The 20,155-nt window shown below is 40.7% G+C and carries 17 protein-coding genes and 1 riboswitch; of the genes, 5 read left to right on the top strand and 12 right to left on the bottom strand.

Annotated elements, in window-relative coordinates; genetic code table 11:
- The first annotated feature begins 148 nt into the window (after positions 1 to 148).
- A complete protein-coding gene (locus MTN97_RS03680) occupies positions 149 to 1,207 on the top strand; it encodes a S66 peptidase family protein (protein WP_248473711.1) in 1,059 nt (352 codons plus the stop codon).
- A gap of 44 nt (positions 1,208 to 1,251) precedes the next feature.
- Here MTN97_RS03680 and MTN97_RS03675 read toward each other — a convergent pair whose 3' ends face one another.
- Positions 1,252 to 1,908, bottom strand: coding sequence for a nitroreductase family protein (locus MTN97_RS03675; protein WP_248473710.1), 657 nt, complete (start codon positions 1,906 to 1,908; stop codon positions 1,252 to 1,254).
- Between the two features lie 127 nt (positions 1,909 to 2,035).
- Here MTN97_RS03675 and MTN97_RS03670 point away from each other — a divergent pair, with 127 nt between their 5' ends.
- Complete coding sequence (locus MTN97_RS03670) at positions 2,036 to 2,977, top strand: LysR family transcriptional regulator (protein ID WP_076922477.1); 942 nt, start codon at positions 2,036 to 2,038, stop codon at positions 2,975 to 2,977.
- A 20-nt stretch (positions 2,978 to 2,997) separates the two neighbouring features.
- Here the strand turns inward: MTN97_RS03670 and MTN97_RS03665 are convergent, their stop codons facing one another.
- The 5 genes from MTN97_RS03665 to MTN97_RS03645 all read right to left on the bottom strand — a co-directional run bounded on the left by MTN97_RS03665 (position 2,998) and on the right by MTN97_RS03645 (position 8,916).
- Entirely contained in the window at positions 2,998 to 3,888 is an 891-nt protein-coding gene (locus MTN97_RS03665) for a dienelactone hydrolase family protein (RefSeq protein WP_248473709.1), read from the bottom strand.
- Positions 3,889 to 3,989: 101 nt separating this feature from the next.
- The gene (locus MTN97_RS03660; protein ID WP_248473708.1) at positions 3,990 to 4,277 is read right to left on the bottom strand and encodes a hypothetical protein; all 288 of its coding nucleotides are present in this window, start codon (positions 4,275 to 4,277) and stop codon (positions 3,990 to 3,992) included.
- Positions 4,270 to 4,446, bottom strand: a complete 177-nt coding sequence (locus MTN97_RS03655; protein WP_175610051.1) for a hypothetical protein — start codon at positions 4,444 to 4,446, stop codon at positions 4,270 to 4,272. Before MTN97_RS03655 ends, MTN97_RS03660 begins: the two co-directional genes overlap by 8 nt.
- 141 nt (positions 4,447 to 4,587) lie before the next feature.
- Positions 4,588 to 7,737, bottom strand: a complete 3,150-nt coding sequence (locus MTN97_RS03650) for an efflux RND transporter permease subunit (protein WP_076922480.1) — start codon at positions 7,735 to 7,737, stop codon at positions 4,588 to 4,590.
- 3 nt (positions 7,738 to 7,740) lie between these two features.
- Entirely contained in the window at positions 7,741 to 8,916 is a 1,176-nt protein-coding gene (locus MTN97_RS03645) for an efflux RND transporter periplasmic adaptor subunit (protein WP_024602956.1), read from the bottom strand.
- A gap of 171 nt (positions 8,917 to 9,087) precedes the next feature.
- On the opposite strand from MTN97_RS03645, the gene MTN97_RS03640 reads away from it, so the two are divergent.
- A complete protein-coding gene (locus MTN97_RS03640) occupies positions 9,088 to 9,351 on the top strand; it encodes a YkgJ family cysteine cluster protein (RefSeq protein WP_008109286.1) in 264 nt (87 codons plus the stop codon).
- Positions 9,352 to 9,723: 372 nt separating this feature from the next.
- Here the strand turns inward: MTN97_RS03640 and MTN97_RS03635 are convergent, their stop codons facing one another.
- The gene (locus tag MTN97_RS03635; RefSeq protein ID WP_248473707.1) at positions 9,724 to 11,577 is read right to left on the bottom strand and encodes a TonB-dependent receptor plug domain-containing protein; all 1,854 of its coding nucleotides are present in this window, start codon (positions 11,575 to 11,577) and stop codon (positions 9,724 to 9,726) included.
- A gap of 202 nt (positions 11,578 to 11,779) precedes the next feature.
- On the opposite strand from MTN97_RS03635, the gene MTN97_RS03630 reads away from it, so the two are divergent.
- Entirely contained in the window at positions 11,780 to 12,286 is a 507-nt protein-coding gene (locus MTN97_RS03630) for a peptide-methionine (S)-S-oxide reductase (protein WP_036982396.1), read from the top strand.
- A gap of 5 nt (positions 12,287 to 12,291) precedes the next feature.
- Here the strand turns inward: MTN97_RS03630 and MTN97_RS03625 are convergent, their stop codons facing one another.
- The 5 genes from MTN97_RS03625 to MTN97_RS03605 all read right to left on the bottom strand — a co-directional run bounded on the left by MTN97_RS03625 (position 12,292) and on the right by MTN97_RS03605 (position 18,440).
- Positions 12,292 to 13,104, bottom strand: coding sequence for a hypothetical protein (locus tag MTN97_RS03625; RefSeq protein WP_033103309.1), 813 nt, complete (start codon positions 13,102 to 13,104; stop codon positions 12,292 to 12,294).
- A 65-nt stretch (positions 13,105 to 13,169) separates the two neighbouring features.
- A complete protein-coding gene (locus MTN97_RS03620; RefSeq protein WP_036982398.1) occupies positions 13,170 to 13,721 on the bottom strand; it encodes a DUF4136 domain-containing protein in 552 nt (183 codons plus the stop codon).
- 104 nt (positions 13,722 to 13,825) lie between these two features.
- Entirely contained in the window at positions 13,826 to 16,618 is a 2,793-nt protein-coding gene (locus tag MTN97_RS03615) for an ATPase (protein WP_248473706.1), read from the bottom strand.
- A complete protein-coding gene (locus MTN97_RS03610) occupies positions 16,615 to 17,163 on the bottom strand; it encodes a condensin complex protein MksE (protein WP_248473705.1) in 549 nt (182 codons plus the stop codon). Before MTN97_RS03610 ends, MTN97_RS03615 begins: the two co-directional genes overlap by 4 nt.
- A gap of 5 nt (positions 17,164 to 17,168) precedes the next feature.
- Positions 17,169 to 18,440, bottom strand: coding sequence for a hypothetical protein (locus MTN97_RS03605; RefSeq protein ID WP_248473704.1), 1,272 nt, complete (start codon positions 18,438 to 18,440; stop codon positions 17,169 to 17,171).
- Positions 18,441 to 18,636: 196 nt separating this feature from the next.
- Here MTN97_RS03605 and nhaD point away from each other — a divergent pair, with 196 nt between their 5' ends.
- Complete coding sequence (gene nhaD / locus MTN97_RS03600) at positions 18,637 to 19,884, top strand: sodium:proton antiporter NhaD (protein WP_036982403.1); 1,248 nt, start codon at positions 18,637 to 18,639, stop codon at positions 19,882 to 19,884.
- Between the two features lie 98 nt (positions 19,885 to 19,982).
- Positions 19,983 to 20,155, top strand: a riboswitch (Lysine riboswitch).

Here is a 20,155-nt window from a genome sequence, read left to right as displayed (position 1 = left end):
TTATAAAAACCAGTGCTTAGCAATAAGCACTGGTTTTTTTATGCTTGGTTTTTATATTTGGTTTAGATACCTGTCAATTATTATTCATTGTTTGTAAATGTAGGCTATGTTGTTATGGTAGTAACCTATTCTTCAATAAGGAAATAATATGGCAAATATACTGTATCCAGCACCTTTAAAAGTGGGATCTAAAATCGCCGTGTGTTCTTTATCAGCGGGGATCAAATCAAAATATCACCCACGGTTAGACATCGTCATTAATGGCTTAAAACATCGAGGTTATGAGGTTGTTGAAGGGGAGTTTTTACGTCAAAACGAGCCGCGAACTCAACTTACTGCTAAGCAGCATGCCAAGCAATTAATGGACTTTTTATTGGATGATAAAATAGATGCGATTATGCCGCCAATGGGCGGAGAGCTGGCAATGGAAATATTGCCGTTACTTGATTTTGGCGCAATTAAAAATGCCAAACCTAAATGGTTGGTGGGTTATTCAGATGTCAGCACGATTGCCTGTGCACTGACAGCAAAATGTAATTGGGCAACACTGCATAGCGCCAATTTAATTCAGTTACACCCCGATGAAAAAGATCCGTATTGTTTACAAATTTTTGAAAGTCTAAGCTATGAGGCTAATAGTGAGTTTGAGCAAGCCCCCTCGACTTACCATCAACATAGCAAGCTTGATTACGCACAAAACCCGAATGCATTATTTGATCACAGCGTTCCCACCCAATGGCAATGTTTAAATTACACCGATAAGCGCAGTATCGAAATGTCAGGGCGATTGTTTGGTGGATGTCTTGATACGGTTGGGCTGTTGCTTGATTCGCCTTTTTTAGCACTGCATGAGTTTAAAAAGCATAATGCCTCGCAAGGTATTGTGCTTTATTTAGAAAGCGCAGAGCTCACGCCAGCGACCGTTGCAAGGTTTTTATTGTCACTTAAATTAGCGGGCATGTTTGATGATATAAACGGGGTGATTATTGGTCGTCATGTGACCTTACAAGGGCAAGACCCAGGGTTTGATTATCGCCAAGGCTTAAATGCCGCTTTTGGCGGGTGTTTATTTCCGGTGATCATTGATGCCGATATTGGTCACATCCCTCCTAATTTAAATTTAATCAATGGAGCTTTATGCACTGTTACCGCAGATGTTGATCAAGGCAAAGTTATTAGTGCGTCTGTGGTCACAAAACTAGCCTAATAAAGTGAGCTGCTCACTAACAATTTAAAGTGAGCAGCTTTGACTTATAAAACCTGAATTACTTGTTTTTTGCTTAAACGTGATTTTGGCAGCTTAGCATTGTAGTCTTCTTCTGCATCATGGTAACCCAGCGCAAGTGCCACATCACAGATGTAGCCGTCTAATTCGCTTGCAAACTCTTCACCAATCAGCTGTGCATCAACGCCTTCCATCGGCGTGGTATCAATCCCTAAGCGTGCTGCTGCATGCATAGTATTGCCTAAAGCAATGTAGGTTTGTGCTTTGGTCCACGCGGCATTATTACCTTGCTCATCGGTATTTAAATCAACAAACGCAAAGGCGCCAAAAGCTTGCTCGCGGTTTTCTTTTTGAGTTCTGCCATTCTTTATATCGGCATCAATTACGTGTCCGTAATCTTCACGAGTATATTGCGGATTATGAGCAAATAAAATAATGTGCGACGCCGCTTTAATGTGTGGCTGATTAAATTGAAACTTATTAGCAAAGGTAGTGTGCATACGCTCTTTTGCGGCTTCAGATTCAATCACAATAAATTTCCAAGGCTGTGAATTAATTGACGAAGGAGAAAGGCGCATCGCGTCATACAATACCGCTAAATCGTCTTGAGAAATGCGCTTTGTCGCGTCGTAACGTTTAGCAGTATGGCGGCTTTCAAGGTCGCGAATAATAGGGTGAGTCATAGTCTCTCCATAATAAAAAAGGGCTAATAAACAGTGTTCATTGAGTGTATGAGCAGCATAATACAATTTGCTTTATTTAAAATAAATAGCATAATTATTGAATCATTATCAAATAAAAATAGATAATATGCAGATTGATGACTTAAAACTGATTTTAAAAGTAGCTGAGTGTCGAAGTATTACGCTAGCAGCAGCCAAGTTAGATATGCGCACAGCAACCGCCAGTGCGGCTATTAAGCGCGTAGAATCAGCCCTTGGCTGCGAATTATTTATTAGAACAACTCGCCATTTGCGTTTATCCAGTGCAGGGGAGCGGTACATACCCCAATGCGAACAAGCGCTGGCTGTACTTGAAACGGCAAGGCAAAACCTCAAAGGAGAACATGATGCTATTGAGGGAGAATTGCGGGTGGCTACTTCATCTGATTTAGGGCGCAACCTAGTGATCCCCTGGATTGATGAAATTATGGATAGGTACCCAAGTGTGAGCTTGCGTACGCACATTAGCGATAGCAATATCGATTTTTTTCGTGATTCGGTTGATATTGCACTGCGTTATGGCTCCCCAAGTGATAGCAGTGTTTATGGATTTAAAATTTGCAACGTACCGCGACTACTCTGTGCTACACCTACCTATTTAGCTAAATATGGTGAGCCAGAGCACCCTGATGATTTAGCGCAGCATCAAGGGTTATTTTATCAGCTGCAAGATATTATCAATAATGTATGGGAGTTTACCGATGGCCAAAAAAAATACAAAGTAAAAATGCAGGGCAGACGTGCCTCAAATGATGGCGATTTAGTCAGGCGTTGGTGTTTGGCAGGTAAAGGTTTAGCGGTTAAATCGGCGTTAGATATTGCTGATGACTTATTAAATAAACGCGTTGTTACTGTGATGCCTAACTATCAGCACACCCAAGGGGAGCTGTGGCTTATTTGCCCAAGCAGACAATCGATTACTCCCGCTGTACGACTACTACGCGATGTGTGCAGAGAAAAAACCGCTCACTTATTGAATCAGCTAGTAAAAGAGGGAATTGTTGATAAACGTGTATTAATTAACGAGTAACAAATACACGCTTAGTAATGTTAACTTAAGTGGTTATAAAAAAATGCTAATGTACGCTGCCATGCAAGTTCGGCATTTTTTTCATCGTAGCGGCCAGTTGAATCGTTATGAAAACCATGATTCGCGCCTTCGTACATGTGCATGGTGAACTCAACATTGTTAGCTTTTAAGCTTTGCTCATATTCAGGCCATGTGGCGTTAACGCGTTTATCAAGTTCACCTAATTGAATCATTAACGGCGCTTTTATATTTTTGTGTAAGCTTTCACTTGCAGGTGTGCCATAAAAGGGCACGCCCGCGGTCAATAAGTTACTGCCTACTGAGGCTAAATAATTAACAATATAGCCACCAAAACAAAAACCAACGGCACCTAATTTACCATTACTATTTGGATGCGCCTTCAAAAAATGCGCGGCGGCAACAAAATCATTTTGTATTTTAACGCGATCCATCGTGCGCTGCATGGCTCGACCTTCATCGTCGTTGCCTGGGTAGCCACCCAGTGGGTGCAACGCATCAGGTGCAAAAGCAATAAACCCGGCTTTAGCCAGTCGCCTTGCAACATCTTTTACATACGGATTTAAGCCGCGATTCTCGTGTACTACTAATACAACAGGTAGTTTGCCTTGTGTATTTGTTGGAACCACTAAATAGCCTTTGCCTGAACCATGGCCATCAGGCGAATCAAATACTTGGTAAGTGGCTTTTATGTCATCGTCGTTAAATGAGACTTGCTCGGCTTGTGCGTAATTAGGTAATAATGCACCTGTAAGCACCGTCATTGAAAAGCCCAATGCGGCTAAGCCACCAAGCTTTTTCACAAACGTGCGTCTATCAATTAAACCGTGAGCGTATTCGTCATACCAATCAAATGCTTCTTGAGGAATGTGTTCAGACTGAGGGGAATTCATAGTTGTGCCTTATTTATTATGATTATTAAATACCATAACGTAAAAGGCATAAAAAACGAGCAGTTTATTATGCTCATCATAGGATCTTTTTAATCACGCAATTAAACGTTGAACAGCATAGATAAAGCTAACCCAGTAATGAGTAATAAAAATCCGATAATTTGTGTTGTTATATCTCTTTTACGAACGAGAGTTTCCGCTATAGGGCTAGTTAGTTTACGAGTAAGAAAGTTTGCTGGGATTAAGCGAATGCTTACAAAGCCCATAAAACTAAAGCCAAAGCCAATGAGGAAGCTCGAATAGGTGGAGTCAATAATGCCACCGATAAACGTGAATAAGGCGATTAAATAGAGTGATATACTTGGCCAATGTATTACTTTTTTATTCATAGTCAGTCCCTGATAATCCCTCATCAAACCCGAGTAAAAATTCTAACCCTACAAATGCAAAAGAAATAGTTATTGCACTCAATAGCATTAAATTACGGTTGTTCTTTTTGTAACCCAGAGTAGTCAATACGGCAAAGACGATAAATAAGATAAGCTGAAATGTGCCCATGGTTAATCCTTTAAGAGCAAAATTTAGAGTTAAATTACCAGTAGGGAGACAAACTGGCAAATAGTTGAATGCTATTTTATAACTATAAATAAAAAGCTCGGCATAATAATACCGAGCTTTTTGGTTGGGATTTTACTTAATTTAGTGATTCGTCGTTGCTGGTTGGCCATCGACTAGGGCATCTTTACCGCGCCATTTGCGGATCAGGCGTTTTGCATCTTCAAGCGCAACATACTGACACGGTATAAGAATAAGCGTTATTACCGTGGCAAACAGCACACCAAAAGCGAGCGATACCGCCATAGGTATTACAATTTTTGCTTGTAAGCTGGTTTCCATAATAATCGGCATGACCCCAATAAAGGTGGTGATTGAAGTTAGTAATATGGCTCTAAAGCGACGTGCACCGGCTTGCATTACCGCTTGTTTTATTGCCACACCTTCAGCACGCGCTTTGTTTACAAAATCTACCATCACGAGTGAGTCATTAACCACCACACCGGCTACCGCAATAATGCCAAACATCGATAAGCTGCTCATGGTCATACCTAGTGCCATGTGGCCAAACATGGCGCCAACCACACCAAATGGAATGACCGACATAATAATTAATGGTTGCGAGTAAGAGCGCAGAGGAATAGCCAATAATGCAAAAATTATGATCATCGATAGCGCAAAGTCACGTAATTGCTCATCAGCGCTATCCATTTCCTCTTGAATACGACCAGCCACATTACTTTGTACCCCTGGGTAGTTTTTAAGTAATGAAGGTAAGTACTCATCACGAATTTGTTGTGCAATGGCAAAGGGTTCTACTTGGTCAGTATTTACTGCAGCCCACACGTTTACTGTACGTTTTGAATTTTCACGGCGAATACGATTAACCCCATCAACTAATGAAATATTAGCAACTTCACTTAATGGTACTTCAGCGCCTGTGGGGGTGATAATACGTACGCTGTCGATATCGCTGATTGAGTTACGCTCATCTTCTGGGTAGCGGATCATCACTTTAATTTCTTCACCTTCGCGAAGAATACGTTGTGCTTCAAGACCATAATAACTAAAGCTTACTTGTGACGCCACATCGGCAAGGGTTAGCCCCATGCTGTAAGCAAGTGGTTTTAAATCTAGCTGTACTTCATCGGTGGCGCTTTGCATTGAGTCATTAACATCGCCTACGCCTTCCATACTTTGTAACTTGATTTTAAGTTTACCAGCGACTTCTTTAAGTACTTGTGCATTTTTACCTTCGAGTTTAAAGCTTACATCGCCATCGTCTCGACCCCCGTTCATAATACTGTCTTGAATGGTTAGGGTTTTAACACCCGGTAAGTTAGGCATTTGCTCGCGCCATAAGGCACTCAGTGCAAAGGTATCAATAGGGCGCAGGTCGGGTTCAACTAAAATAGCCATAATGTTTGCTTGCGTTCGCCCACGTAAGCTAACTGATAAATCGCGGATCATCGGTTTACCGTATTGCTCTTTGAGCTGATTATCAACGCTCAATATTAGCTGCTCTACTTTTTTAGCTGTCTCAAGCGTTGCTTGCTCAGAAGACGCTAAGTTCATTTCTATATCAATGCGTGGAAAATCGTGCGGTATTTTAGGATTAGGCACAAATTTAACTAAACCACCGGCAAACATTCCCGCACTGACAATCAGTAAACACATAAAACCGACAATTACGGTATAGCGATAATGAATGCAGCGACCAACAAACGGGGTGTAGTAGTTATCAACAAAACTTTTTAGGGCGTTATCCATTACTTTACGTGCACGGTGAAGCGGGTTTTTTGGATTTGGTTTACGGTCTTTCATTGCCGCAATATGTGCCGGCAAAATAAGTTTTGATTCAATTAGTGAGAAAATTAAACATAAAATAATCACCCCACCAATGGCTTTAGAAAAAGCCGCACCTGGACCTGTAGCAAGAGTTTGCGGTAAAAATGCCGCAATAGTGGTAAGTACGCCAAATGTTGCTGGCATTGCCACGCGCTTTACGCCGCGTACTACGTTATCGAGTGTATGGCCGTGTTTTTCTATTTCAGCACTAGCAGATTCGCCCACAACAATGGCGTCATCAACCACTATCCCAAGCACCAGTATAAAGGCAAATAACGAGGCTAAGTTAATGGTGACATCTAAAAAGCCAATTGGCATAAACAAAAAGGCACCTAAAAATGACACAGGTAAACCCATCATTACCCAAAAAGCTAAACGTAATGGTAAAAACAGCGCTAATACCAACATAACTAGTAAGCCACCCCAAATCATATTGTCGACCATCATATCGAGGCGACCTTCGAGGTAGTAAGTTAAATCAACAATAGGAGAGAGCTTAACACCTGCAGGCAGTTGCGATTCTTTTTCAGCCATATAGGTTTTAAGTACTTTAGCAACATCGGTAATATCTTGATCTTTAGAGGCGTTTACTTCAAACGACAATGAGTTTTTACCATTGTATTTTGAGTATTGCAGGCCTTCTTCAAAGCCATCATTTATAGTGGCAACGTCACCTAAATATACTTGCGCGCCATCGGCAAGGGTGATCAGTGGTAGTTTTGCAAACTCGCTACCACGGTAGGCTTGTTTCTCAACGCGCATTGAAATATAGCCATTTTCAGAGCGAATTTGCCCAGCTGACATATTGGCAGAAAAGCTTTGCACTGCACTGGCAATATCTCTAAACGTTAATCCATAAGCACGCAGTTTGTCTGGGCTTACTTCAATACCAATTTCGTAATTAAGGCCACCATTAAAGTTAACTAAATTAATATTAGGCAGTGCCTGAAGCTCATCTTTTATATCATTACCGAGCTCTTTAAGTTGGTAGTTACTCATGTCACCGTAAAGCGCAAGTATCATTACTTCTTGTTCGTATTTATCGCGACGAACAATAGGGCGCTCCATACCCGCAGGAAACGTATTGATTGAATCCACTTGTACTTTAATTTCATCGAGTACTTCTTGCGGATCAAACTGCTCTTCTATTTCAATCCATGCTTGTGAAGAGCCTCTATTGGAGTAGGTGATAAGGCGCTTTATTCCCTCTATACCCTCAAGGTTCTCCTCAACTTTTATAGTAATGCCTTCCTCAACCTCTTGCGGGGCTGCGCCAGGGTATACCGCAGAGACACTGATCCAGTTACTTTCAAATTGTGGAAACATTTGTTTGCGAATAGTAAACGCCGTTAAAATGCCACCAATAAGTATAAATATCATCAATAGATTTGCTGCAACAGGGTTGCGCGCAAACCATGCAATTAGGCCTTTTTCACGTGTAGACATAAGTTACTCCTGTTTCAATGCAAGTTGAGTAACGTCTGGGGTTGTTACAACGTCTTCAATTTTTACCGCCATTCCCTCGGTAGGGTATTCAAGGGCAGAAGTAATTAGCTGTTCACCTTCATTAAGCCCTTGGTCTGCGATCACCATGCCGTTTTGTTCACGTATAATGTTAAGAGTTTTAAACGACAGGGTTAAATCGTCATTTAATATCGCAATTTTATTTTCTTTGACTAAATGATGTGGCACAACAATGGCGTTATTAACTGCACGACCTTCTATGCTAGCGTTAACATAGGAGCCAAAACGCAATGGTTGAGTTTTGTTAGCATATGGGGTTGGTAATTGTGCTACTAAATAGCTCATACGGCTTTTTTGATCTATCACCCCTTCACTGCGTACCACTTTAGCCTGCCATGTGGTTTCTTTGCCCGCGAACTGCGCACTAAATAACACTGTTGCACCAATACCGCCATTATTTAAATATTGCAGCTCTTTATCGGCAACCGGTAAACGTACTTCAGCGACCGAAGTGGCGCTGAGTGAGCCAAAGCTATTACCTGGATTTACAACAGAACCTAAACTAATGCTACGCGCGTTTATAATTGCATCGTAGGGGGCTTTAATATAAGTGCGTTCTAAATTACGTTTAGCACGTTTTACACTTGCTTGTGCTGAGCGATAACGCGCCATTTTCTCTGCTAATTGCGGCTTACGTAAATAAAGCGCAGAAGCGGTAATATCGCTTGAGTCTGCTTTAATTCGTTCCCATTCAGCTTTAGCAACATGCGCTTGTGCACGTTCAATCTCAAGCGCTGAACTTGCTTGGGCGAGCCCGGCCTCAGCTTCAATTAAATCAGCTTCGTAATCATTTGGGTCAATTCGTGCTAAAATATCCCCTTGCTTTACGAAGGCACCTTCAACAAATTGCCCTGCAACAGAAATAACTTGGCCACTTACCTGAGCAATGAGTTCAGTGCGGTCTTTAGGTTGCACAATACCGTACGATTTAACATCGAGAGTGATTGCATCAAGGTGAATAGGTTGTGCTGCAACCAATGGGCGAGTATCTTGTTCTGGTTTTTCTTCTGGTGGTTTTTTCATTGCTGAAAAGCCCGCTGCGAGGGCGATGCCACCAACAAGGACCGCGATAGGGAGTATTATTTGTTTTTTAGTCGCCACAGGGCATTCCTTCATAAATTGTGCTGATGGGCTAATGATACGCAATAAAGTGTTTACAGTGTGTTTGAAGATGTAACAAGTCATTGCATAATGCAGTTGCAAATAGAACAAATTGCTCTGTTTGTATGCAAAACAGCAACAATAGAATTGAAATTTATTACTGAGGTTATAATGAAAACACAATCAATGGCGTGCCGTTTAGGCTGTGGAGCATGTTGTATTGCACCAAGTATTAGCTCGCCAATACCGGGTATGCCAAATGGTAAAAAGGCCGGAGAACGTTGTATTCAGCTAGATGAGCGTAATTTATGTAAGCTATTTGGTGATGAGTCGCGCCCTAAAGTGTGTAGTGATTTTAGCGCCACTTTAGATGTATGCGGGACAACCAATGAACATGCATTAACGTTAATTACAGAATTAGAGCAATTAACCTAATTTATTGTATTAAATACACATATATTTACAATTTATACGCTTGAAAAGTGTAGACACGTACTTTTTGTTTCTAAAAATAGTACTAAGAGAGTGCAAAGAAACGCTGCGCTTTAAGAGTAAGTGACTTAGACACAAAATCACTTGGTTTAGTGAGTCGTCTTTTTCTCACTTTCTTCTCATTCAATCCTCTTTGTTCATACCGTTTTTAATGATAAATGCACAAAAAGGGCGAAGAGGCGCTGGGCTTTTAGAGTACGTAAAGTAGGGTGAGCTGTGGTATAAAATTTTTAAGTCAGTTTGTTGCTAGTCTGTTTATTATTTCAATTTAAAAAACACGCTCAGCGTGGGATACACCCTCGCCGAGCTAAATTGTTACCAGCTATACGTGGCGCTTAGCGTATATTGCTCACCGCGACCCAGCGTGCCTGGAATTTCTTCAAACGACTCATCCCACAAGTTATCAGCTGCAAGACTAATAAAGAAGTTAGGCAGGGCTGGTGGAGTTATTTTTACTGTCAGTTGAGTAAATAACGCCTCGTCACCTGAACGGCGTAGCGCATTGTTATGCTGTTTACGCCATTCATTATCTACTCGAAACTCTAACATATCCGTCGGGTTCCAAATTGCACCGAGCGTTACACGATGATCAGGAAAGTTTAAGGCGTAAAAGCTAGCATCAATATTTTCAGCGCCGTAGGTTTCTGTTTTATGTAAGTACGCATAGCTGGCAATAATTTCTGCGTTATCAAATTGCTTAGTGGCTAAAAACTCAAGGCCTGTGGCATCAATATCAACAGGCTGTGCAAATCGTGCTGAGCTTGAATCAAAGTTAAATGTCCAATCGGTTAGGTTATTATCTTTACGATAAAAAAGCGCTGAATTGAGTTGCCAGCTTTGTTGCTCGAGTAATAAGCCCAGCTCTAAGTTTTTGGTGGTTTCGCGCTCAAGATTAGCGTTACTTCTGAACAACCCACCAGTCTCGCTGCCACCAATAGCAGTATAACCGGCTACTTGGCTTGCCTCAGCATAAGACAAATACAATGTTCGCTCAGTGCCATCGTTATTTTGGGTATTTAAACTAACATCACCAATTAACGATAGCTCAGAATCATCACGACTGGTGTTATCAAACGCAGCCCCTAAACGCAACGTTAGTTGCTGGTTGCTTGCTAGTGCTGTTGTGTATTCAGGCAATACACTAAGCTTAAAGTAGTTACGTGAAGTAAAGTTATTTTCAAGGGTGGTGGAGTCAATACTGTCTTCTATATATAGCGCAGAGTAATTAACCGCAACTGACTTTGTTTGCGCATGGCGACCTGAAATAGCCAGTGATGTTACTTGTGTTTCATGAAATGCTTGGAACGCGCTTGGGTTTTCTCTTGAATAAACATAATGGTCGTTATGCTTGCGATAATAAGCCGATACTTCAAATTTACTGTTGGTAGCATAGGCTTGCTTATGGTTGAGCATCCATAATTGGGTTTCTAAGTCTTCGGTTTCATTTACACCAAAGGGGGTATAAAGGTTTGGCCAACCAAAAAACTTTTCTTGTAAGCCGTAAAATAAATCAGTTTGTGAATCGCTCCCAGTTAACTGCACTCTTCCAGAAGTACGGGTAAAGTCATGATCGCCAAAATCAATTGAACCATCACTTTGTGAGTGCGAATATTCACCTTCAAAACCAATACGCCAATTAGCGTTTGTTTCAATTGGAGTACTCACACCTGCATGAATTGTTTGTAGGTTAAAGTCATTTGAGCCAGCGCCCAAAGAGACACTGCCACCCGTTGTTATTGGTTTCCAAGTAAACGACACAGTACCTACCGAGCTATTAATGCTATAAAGTGCATTATCGGCTCCGGTTAATACGCTGGCACCCGTTAGCATTTGTGGTGCAATAGGAATTTCTGCAAAGTAGTGACCAGACTGCGGGTCTAGTAGAGTTGCACTGCCGACTCTAAAGCCGGTATTTTCAAAAATACCCCCGCGTATCGTTACATCAGCTTGTGCTTCAGCCATATTGCGTGATTGCAAGTCAACACGCGGGTCGTACTCTAAATTTGAAATAGGCGAATCAAATGTACCAACAGGTAATGTATTGGCGGTGGGTGACGCCTCAATTGTTATTTGTTCTATGGTTGCTGTTTCTTTACTCTGCTCTGCATAAGCAACAGTTGAAATACTGGCTAGTACGGCCGGTATTATAAGGTGCGGGGCACGATTCATATCATTACTCTCATTTTATGCAATGGCGCTAACAATTAAATACCTTTCATTTTTTATCACATGATAAGGTAAGCTCACTAAGCTAGGGTGATTTTGGGCGCTATTGTACATTAATGATAAAAAACTGCATTTGATAATCAAATCTAGCGTTACAAAATAGTAACTCTGCATCCTATAAGTTATTTACATTGGTCACTTTATTATGCAAACACAACAACCGAGCCATTCATTAAATCAGCACACACTTTATTTTGCTGGTGGTTGCTTATGGGGCGTGCAAGAATTTATGAAGTATTTACCTGGAGTAGTGACTACTGAGGCGGGGCGTGCCAATGGCACTAGTAACACAACACAAGGTGAATACGATGGCTATGCCGAATGCGTGAAAGTAACCTTTGATAGCCAAGAAGTGACCTTAAATGAATTAATCGGCTATTTTTTTGAAATTATTGACCCATACAGTATCAATAAACAAGGTAACGATGTAGGCGAAAAATACCGTACCGCCATTTTTAGCCAAGACAGTAATCATCTAAACATCGCCAGAGACTATATTAGCCAGCGGGACGATGCAAAAAAAATAGCGGTACAAGTAGCGCCATTGACTAATTATGTCCCTAGCGATCCCGAGCATCAAGACCGTTTAACCAATCACCCTGATGATTATTGCCATATCCCGCTTGATTTATTGCACAAGTATAAATCGTGATAGCTTTAAGGGTACTCAGGTCTTTCAAAACGATATAATTTGAACGAGCCAGTTTGAAGTGTTGTGCCTTTGTGGTTTGAGTACATATAGCCTTTAAGTTCTCGGTTGTCTTTATGAATAATTAGCTTATTTGCGAAAAGTGGGTGGCTGGTGGTTATTTCCAATATCCTCTCTTTTTCTTGAATATCTTGTGGCATAAAAGAGGTGCTAATTATGTCATTGGTCCCATTTGTAAAATAATTGAAATACGACTTTTTATTGGGGTGAAATTCAATACTTGCTAGTTCTTGCTTGCCGTCTAAATTTAATAATCCTACCCAAAAACCATGTAGGCCCGTCTTTTCTATAGCAGCTAACTCATCTATTTTAGAGCGGTATTTACCTATAAATGTACGAACGGTAGATTGCCCTTTTTGTTCTTCCAATCGGTACGTTTTTGACATTACAAAATTATCGTCTGCATTAGAATAAATTTCTAACACCTCGAATGAATTATCTAAAAAGGGGCTTAAAATCAATGTAAATTGCAGATGTTCTTTATTAGGGCTAACAAGTTTGATAGTGCAATTAATGCGACTGCATTTGATATCATTATTGCTAAACGCAATTGATTTATTTCTATAAAATGCATTGGCGATACTTGCTATTATTAAACGGTGTTCTCCGTTTTCTTTAATTTCCAGTACATTGTACTCAAAATGATCTTTATAAATTCCTTGCCATATACCAGGCTTTAACTGTAGTTGAGTGCCGTACGCATGGAACGCACAAAGCAGGGGTAAAAATAAGCTAAGGGTTAGGAGCTTTTTAAATGTCACCGAAAAATTCCTTTTCTCACAAAAAAGCCCGCGAGCCTGCGGGCTTTTTAAATATTAATTAAAACTTACTGCTGCTTTTTTGGCGGGAAGTTGCTTAAAATATTGGCAACCGTTTCTTTAATAGCGGCTTCACGTTGTGATGGTGTTTGTTTTTTCTTTAAACGACCATCTTTAGCACCACGCCAAATTAATTGGTTTGACTCACGATCAATAATATCGATAACTAACGTGCCTACTTCATACTCACGTGCGCTTACATCGTGGTTAAAGCCTGTGCCCCAGTAACCCCAACGTGCACCGTAGCCTACGTTAAAGGTATCTACTTCTAGCTCTTTATCAACACTTGCATGGTAATTAACAAGTACATCAGCTTGCGCTACGTCAACCAATTGCATACCTAACTGTTGGCTTAGTTGGTTGTTTACCGCATTGCGAACGCGTTTTTCCATAAGGCCACTGATTTGGTAGTTATTCGTGTCTTTGGTTAGGCTCGCGTTTTCTACCCAAGCAAACGTTTTGTAGTTACTAAAGTTTGCTGATTTATCGTAATCCCAATCGGGCGTTTGTGTACAGGCGGTAAGTAGCGCCAGTGCTGCGACAATAAATATATGTTTCATACCGTTTGCTCCAATAAAGTGCGTTTGTTTAAACTACCATGGGCGAGGGTAATTTAAAATCTAAAAATAAGTGTAGCTGGCTAAGATGAATAGCCAATTAATTCTTAGTCCAGTAGAGAGGCTTTATGTTCAACCTCAATCCAATCTTTTTCATCTACCCAGTTTTGTGCGCCGTCTTTTACTGAACGAATTGGCACAATATAATCACAACTTATTTGCGGTTTAACCGAAGCAAATATTGGCACAAAGCCAAAGCTCAGGGCGGTTTCTATAATTGCTTTTTGGTTTTGCGGATCGATATCAGCCGCTTCATCTATGTAAATAGGTATACGGTATAAGTTTTGTTCCTGATCGCTTAATAAGTAACGAATAAACAACATGCCACATAACAGCTTAATGGTGATACGCGTACCATTTGAACCAGCCGAATCTATTTTTTCAAAGTGTTCGGTTTCGCCCGCGCGGTTAACCACTTCAAAACGAATATCAAATAAATCGGTGAGGGTCAGGCCTGCTTTGTCTGAGGCGAGTTTAATTAAATGATCTTTTGCGTCGTTTACCGCACTTTCGCTGTACGGCTCATGGCTGAGTAAATCCAGGGTATCGCCTTGTTCAATTTGGTTAGATGTACTGATAATGGTATCAATGCTATCTACCAACATTTTGCGCGGGATAATATTAATTTTAAACGCTTGCAGGTTTGAAATGCGGTGCTGGCTTATGCCTTTATTAAAGCTATTCATTTCACGGCGTAGGCGGTCTAAATCTTCACGTAAGCCTTTAATCGTGGCGGCCACTTCGGTGAGGGCAACGCGACCTTGGCGCTCAACGGCATCACGTTCGTTATCAATATTATGAAACGCGCTAATAAGTTTTTGGTATTTACTAAACTCATCGTTTTCGTTATCGAACTTGGTAATACCTGCATTGTAAATATGCATATAGGTATTACGTACATTTATATCGAAATTACGAAGCTCTTGGCAGTCTTTATTAAAGTGATGAATTAAATCGCTTAAATTATCAAAATCGATTTTTATATCAATCATGTAAGGCGTCACTTTACCACTGTATAAATCTAACGTGTGGTCAATACGCTCGGTTTTAACTTGGCGCAGGCGCTCTGTTTGACGATTAATTTGCGCTTGTTTTGATTTGATTAGTGATCGTCTGTCAGCAATTGAGCCACTGTTTTTTTGAATATCTTGTAGGTAGTCGTCAACTTGTTCGCGTTCGGCTAAAAGCTGCTCTTTTAGCATCGCCTGCGCGTCAACCGATTGTTGCATCACTTCAAATTGCTCTAAGCGTTTAAGTGCACTTTCAGCACTAATAAGCTCATCGTATAGCGCGTCTTTTTCTTTTTGCTTATCTGCAACATTGGCGGCCACTTCGCGCTGTTGTTTAAACTCTTTTAATGATTGCTCAAGCGCGGTTAATTGAGCACTCAGTTGCTCTTTGTTTTCGCCGCTTTGCATTTGCACAGGTGAGAGTTTTTTAAGTTTAATACTGGCACCGGGCAGGGTGAGCACACCGCCTTTCATGTTTTCACTAAGCTGTGATAAAAATTCCCCGAAAGCGTCGTCATCATCAATGGTTATATCGCCATTGCTGGTGGTGGCAAAGGAGAGAAGATCGGGGTTTAATAGCCGCGATATTTCTTCAACTTCTTTCAGTGATAAGTCTTCACGCATACGAGTGAATAAATTATATTCTAAGTTTTTAAGTTGTAACTTTAAGCTTTTAATTTGTTTTTGTGTTTCGCCAATGCGGTAATCAAGGGTGTGCAGGCTTTGCCCTTGAGCACTCGTTATTGAGTGTGACAACGACTCGTAGTCATTTTTTAACTGCGTTAAGCCGGTTTTTAGCGTGGCTTTATTAACCAGCTCAAACTCACTTTTAAGGGCGTTGTAATCTAAAAACCACTGTTCAATTTGGGTTTGTTTGCGCTCTATATCGCGTGATTGTTGCACGTATAGCCCTTGCTTTTGTTCGAACTCGTGCTTTTCGTGCTCAATATCTTCAAGAGCGATGTTGAGCTCGCTTAGTTGCTCTTCCTGATACGTATCAAAATCAATCAGTGCTTGGTCAATTTTTGGCGCATAAGCGGCCAGTTTACCTTTAAGAACGGTTTGGTTTTCAAGCATTGATTCAAGGGCGGCTATGGGCTCTTGCATTGACTCGAGGGCTTTTAATTCACGTTTTGCGCGGTTTACTTTATCAAACGACCGGCGCCATACTTCGTAAAAGTCGACCTTTGAATTTGACATGTGGCGTTCAAACACACGTAACATAAAGCGCTTAACGTCGTTTGCACCTAATTTATGTAAATTAAGAATACGACGAAATATTTCTTTGTATATTGCAGAGTCTTGAACGTTGTTAAGGGGGATCATTTTTAAATTGATCTCACCATCAAATTGCGTTGCACCGCCTGTAAGTAGGGCGTTTAACTCTTGCGCTTTAAGCTCTATCGGGTTGTAACCTTGCTGCTTTAAGTGATTAAACAGCTTGGTAAACTTAATAATGGTATTGCCTTGGGTGTACTGGGCTAAATCAAGTTTGCCTTGATAGCAAAAGTATTGGTGTGCATAACCGGCAATTTTACCTAAGCCGGCTACGCCAATGACAACTGAGCCATGGGGTAAATCGGCTTGCAATAAAATGTACGATTGATCTGATGAAAAATAAAACTTACGGGTTTCATCTAAATCGTGGCCATCCCACTCGGTTAGGCGTAAATCGTTAATTAGCGGAAATTGCAGTGCATTAATTACTGAGCTTTTACCTGTGTTGTTAGGCGCACAAATCGAGCTACTTTTATCAAGTGGGATCACACACTTTGCATAGCCTGCAGTATTAAGTAGGGCGAGTTTACTCAGTCCGTATAAGTTTTTCATTCCTCGTCCTCTCCTAAAAAGGTTTCTTCATTTACTTCCATTAAGGCATCAATATAGCGATGAATTGGCGCCTGTAGCATAAAGCCGCCTTCCACTTCGCGGGCAAGGCCTAAACGTACCATGCGTAAATACACATCTTTGCGTAAGTCTGAACCCGAGAATATTTCAAGCTGATCAAATAAATGTTTATTAAGTTGCACCAAGGTTTGCATTAGCTCTAAATCGTTTGGCTCGTCAAATAATGCGCGCATTGGGTCTTTACCTATATTGGCAAAATGCTCTATTAAAATGTAAATAGTGAGCGCTACAGCGCGGGAAATTTTACCCATGTTTGGGGTGCTTTCATCGCTGGCAAAATAATAAAAACCACGGCTATCGTGCTTTAAATCATGGCCTAATGCTGTGAATAAGGCGCTGTAAGCTTCAATTTGTTGGTCAAGCTCTTGCCACATTACGGTGTCTTGTTCGCAAATGTGGTAACCCGCGACTAATTTTTTATTAATGGCTTGTAAGTGAGAAAGCTCATTTAAGTTTATCTGTGTCATGGTCATTACTCGTGCTCGGCTTTATCAGCCTGAGGCTCTGAATTAAAGGGGTACAAAGAAAAGTGCTGGCCTGCAATGTTAACGCGGGCTTTCTTATCGCTTTGGCTAATTTCTAGGGTGCTATCGCTTACCAACTTTTGATACAAAAACAGCATTTCATCGGCTTCAAGCTCAGGATAGCTTTCATCTAAAAATTGCAGCAAAGGCTGTGATTTTTTACGCTGCTTTTTGAAGCGTTTTGCAAACTGCGCTTTTACATCGTGATAGTCAGGAATGTTTGGCGTGACAAACGCAGGCACATCGTTTTGCTCTGGTAGCTGATATTCGTGATGCTCAAACTCAGCCAGGCTTGCCATGTAGGCTACTATATGGCGCTGTTGACCCAATGAATACTTTTGCGCATCGCTTACAAAATGTGGCTGCACGGCGCTGAGCATATTATTTACCCCATTTTTACGTATTAGTCCTAATACTTTTGCTACTTGGCGGGTAACAAGGTTGTTACGACGCAACTCTTCACGCAGTGGCATAAGCATATCGGCACTTTTTCGTAAGCTTGTCCGGCCAACTAAGTGCATTTCTAGAATGCGGGTACGCAATTGCTCAAGCATGCGTTTATCGTTGTACGCTTTGCCTGAGCGTTCAATGTGTTCTATTTGGGTGCTAATTTGTTGCTCAATAAGGGTAAAGCAGGCATGAAAGTCGCCTCTAATATCCACCATTTCCAGCATGGGTTCTATATACTCATCAAACGCTTCTATCACGGCTTTATAGCGTTTTTGTAGCGACTGCACCGCATTATTAGATTTGGCTTGCTCAACAATATTTAAAATAGCGTTTTCGTTATGTAAAAACAGCTTAATTATTTTACGAACCCGATCATCCATAATACGGCTAAAGCGGCGTAAATCATCAAAATCTTCCATTTCACCGGCATTGAATAGCCGATTACCTAAACGGGCCAAATCATCAACCAAGACACTAATTTCTTGTGCTAAGCCTAAATGTTCTTCTTGCAGTAAAAAGGTGGCAAAGTCGGCAATGGCGCGGTTAATTTCCAGTTGTGACGATTTAGCCAGCGGAATAATAATTTCTTGATTCAATAACCGGTTGGTTTCTTTATAAATACGCTCATTATTCCACGTGGGTTGCTTTTGCTTAATGGCATTTTGAAGATCTTTAATACTAAAGTCGGCCATTTTAAAGCGCTTAAATAATAGCTCTAATACACCCCAGTGTTCATTTAGGGTATTAAGTAGCTTTTTAGCTGGGATCATAAGGCGTTGCAACTTCCTAGTATTCGTTATTTTATATTTCTCGAACTTATATGGTATTCGTTTTTGCGACGATTTAATAATAGTTTTTACACCCGCTTAGTGATAGTATCCGCGCCGAATATAGGCACATAGAGTTTGTGGGTATATTTTTTACATGGTTTCAATTTTTACTTAACCCCGAAGGTTGTTTAATATCATGGTTTCCTCGATTATCCTGACGCTGATAGCGATTGCATTTTTGCTTATCGTTATTGAGGATGTGATCCACGTAAACAAAGCAAAAACGACATTATTTTTTGGTACACTTTGTTGGATTATCTCCTTTATTTTTCCTCTTAATGGGCAAAGCCCCGAAACGATTCAAACCCTCCTAGACCACAATATTTTAGAAATTGCTTCTTTATGGCTGTTTTTAATGGCCGCAATGACCTTTGTTGCCTATTTAAACTCTAAAGGACTTATCGAAAATGTTGTGAACCGGATTATGCCAACCAGCATTAGTGAGCGTAAGCTGATGTTTTTGGTGGGGTGTTTTGCGTTTTTATTTTCATCTATTTCCGACAACGTTACGGCCACGCTAATATCACTGGCAGTGATTATGTCATTAAAGCTTGAAGCCAAAAAGTTAGTTAAGTACGCCACGCTTATTGTATTTGCTGTAAACTCCGGTGGTGTATCACTTATCACGGGTGATGTAACCACACTTATGATTTTCCTTGATGGTAAAGTATCAATTAGCAATTTATTACTGTTAATTGTGCCTGCGTTACTAAGTGTATTATTACTGGCTACTTTGTTATCAATTGGCATGAATAAGCAACTCGAGTTTAAAAAAACTAAATTTAAACGTATTGAAAAAACCGACATAACCATTGCGGTTATTTTCTTCACTACGGTTATTGCTACGCTTACATTGAGCGTTTTATACAGTGTACCGCCTCTGCTTACTTTTTTATTGGGTTTATCTATTATGTTTTTAGTCGCGCAATTTTTAATGCGCAAAAAAGACATCAACAAAGATATGATCGATTTTATACGCGACATAGAGTACGACACCTTATTGTTTTTCGTGGGTGTGTTACTGCTTGTTGGTGCGTTAAAAGAAGTTGGGGTACTGAGCCAATTTACTAATTTGTATACGGTAATGGCGCCAGAGTACGCAAACTACTTAATGGGTATTTTATCTGCAGGTGTTGATAACGTGCCACTAACGGCAGCGTTATTAAAAGCCGACATTGTAATGAGTCAACAGCATTGGTTGTCGTTTACGTATGCAACCGGTGTAGGTGGCTCTATGCTAATCATTGGCTCGGCGGCCGGTATTATAGCCATGAGTAAGGTAAAAGAGCTGACGTTTGCAAGTTACCTTCGCTTATCGCTGTATTTATTACTGTGTTACACCTTTGGTTATGCGGGCTCTTACTTAATGGGTAGTTTTATTTGAATTTATAGTAAAACGACTTGACAGCTAGACGTCTAAACGATAACTTTCAAAGCCGCACTCTTAGTGCGGTTTTGTTTTATTAGCCACAGGTTAATAATACATTCAGAAGAGGTGCGATACTTAGGTACTTAATGTGAGGCAACGACAGCCTGCGACCATTAAGGAGGGAAGTACTCGCCGAGGAAAATAATGGGTCGTTACCATTGTTTTTCGGTTTATGGGGCTGAATCCTCAAAACTGTCACCAATTTAGGTGGAGAGCTTCTGGCAGT

It is taken from the genome of Pseudoalteromonas sp. 2CM36K, from assembly GCF_023161865.1.
Classification (GTDB): domain Bacteria; phylum Pseudomonadota; class Gammaproteobacteria; order Enterobacterales; family Alteromonadaceae; genus Pseudoalteromonas; species Pseudoalteromonas tetraodonis.
Note: the sequence above shows the minus strand (reverse complement) of the source record. Positions and strands in the feature narration are given on the sequence as shown.

Coding starts and splice junctions, on each gene's coding strand:
- MTN97_RS03620 (WP_036982398.1), bottom strand. CDS start 13,721: ATGAAACATATATTTATTGTCGCAGCACTGGCGCTACTTACCGCCTGT.
- MTN97_RS03655 (WP_175610051.1), bottom strand. CDS start 4,446: ATGGGCACATTTCAGCTTATCTTATTTATCGTCTTTGCCGTATTGACT.
- MTN97_RS03660 (WP_248473708.1), bottom strand. CDS start 4,277: ATGAATAAAAAAGTAATACATTGGCCAAGTATATCACTCTATTTAATC.
- MTN97_RS03635 (WP_248473707.1), bottom strand. CDS start 11,577: ATGAATCGTGCCCCGCACCTTATAATACCGGCCGTACTAGCCAGTATT.
- nhaD (WP_036982403.1), top strand. CDS start 18,637: ATGGTTTCCTCGATTATCCTGACGCTGATAGCGATTGCATTTTTGCTT.
- MTN97_RS03675 (WP_248473710.1), bottom strand. CDS start 1,908: ATGACTCACCCTATTATTCGCGACCTTGAAAGCCGCCATACTGCTAAA.
- MTN97_RS03680 (WP_248473711.1), top strand. CDS start 149: ATGGCAAATATACTGTATCCAGCACCTTTAAAAGTGGGATCTAAAATC.
- MTN97_RS03650 (WP_076922480.1), bottom strand. CDS start 7,737: ATGTCTACACGTGAAAAAGGCCTAATTGCATGGTTTGCGCGCAACCCT.
- MTN97_RS03670 (WP_076922477.1), top strand. CDS start 2,036: ATGCAGATTGATGACTTAAAACTGATTTTAAAAGTAGCTGAGTGTCGA.
- MTN97_RS03610 (WP_248473705.1), bottom strand. CDS start 17,163: ATGACACAGATAAACTTAAATGAGCTTTCTCACTTACAAGCCATTAAT.
- MTN97_RS03615 (WP_248473706.1), bottom strand. CDS start 16,618: ATGAAAAACTTATACGGACTGAGTAAACTCGCCCTACTTAATACTGCA.
- MTN97_RS03630 (WP_036982396.1), top strand. CDS start 11,780: ATGCAAACACAACAACCGAGCCATTCATTAAATCAGCACACACTTTAT.
- MTN97_RS03605 (WP_248473704.1), bottom strand. CDS start 18,440: ATGATCCCAGCTAAAAAGCTACTTAATACCCTAAATGAACACTGGGGT.
- MTN97_RS03640 (WP_008109286.1), top strand. CDS start 9,088: ATGAAAACACAATCAATGGCGTGCCGTTTAGGCTGTGGAGCATGTTGT.
- MTN97_RS03665 (WP_248473709.1), bottom strand. CDS start 3,888: ATGAATTCCCCTCAGTCTGAACACATTCCTCAAGAAGCATTTGATTGG.